Source organism: Flavihumibacter fluminis (assembly GCF_021491375.1).
GTDB lineage: Bacteria > Bacteroidota > Bacteroidia > Chitinophagales > Chitinophagaceae > Flavihumibacter > Flavihumibacter fluminis.
In genome coordinates this window covers 1-702 of the sequence record NZ_JAKEVY010000015.1, presented here as the reverse complement: position 1 = coordinate 702, position 702 = coordinate 1, and the positions used below count along the sequence as shown (strand labels likewise).

Genomic DNA, 702 nt, shown 5'->3' with positions numbered 1-702 from the left:
CGTTGCATGCAATTATATTTGACACCCAAATTTTCAATCAGACATGGGATATAACCTACATATTGTAAGACGTAATGACTGGGACGACTTTGAAGAAGAAAGTAACATATCGCTTGAGGAATGGTTGACTTATGTTCGCTCTGACGATGAACTAGATTTAACTAATGGCTATGAAGTCAAAATTCCTGGAACAGAGAATTCATTCCAAAACGTGCCTGGCTTTTGTAACTGGACAGGACATACAACGAAAGCAACAGATAACATCCCTTGGTTCGACTATGGAAACGGAATGATAAGTACTAAATACCCAGATGACGAAACTATCAAGAAAATGATAGCAATAGCAGAAAAATTAAATGCCAAAGTCCAAGGCGACGATGATGAATTTTACGACATAAATTACTTCCTGAATAGGTCTAACAAGTTTACATCTGACGCGACAAATCGAATAGACAAAAAATCATGGTGGAAATTTTGGTAAGCCCTACCCGTAAGGATTCTAGAAACTGCATGCAACAGTCGGTTTGGCAATATGGCGGGGAAACGAATATAAAATCAACTTTTATTTCATATTCAACATTAAATCCAACTAAAGTATAAAACTTGGCATTAGAATTAACAATGAACATTTATTTATAAAATCAGCAAAGGTTTGGCCTGATGCTTTTTAAATACCACCCTATCGCCAAGCCGTATACGTTG

1 protein-coding gene is annotated in these 702 nt (G+C 36.5%); it reads left to right on the top strand.

Features of this window, described 5'->3' with window-relative positions; all coding sequences use genetic code 11:
* Positions 1 to 43 precede the first annotated feature (43 nt).
* Positions 44 to 481, top strand: a complete 438-nt coding sequence (locus L0U88_RS20705) for a hypothetical protein (RefSeq protein ID WP_234868775.1) — start codon at positions 44 to 46, stop codon at positions 479 to 481.
* The last annotated feature ends 221 nt before the right edge of the window (positions 482 to 702 follow it).

Excerpts from the sequence above, each read along its gene's own strand:
- L0U88_RS20705 (WP_234868775.1), top strand. The coding sequence starts at position 44 with ATGGGATATAACCTACATATTGTAAGACGTAATGACTGGGACGACTTT.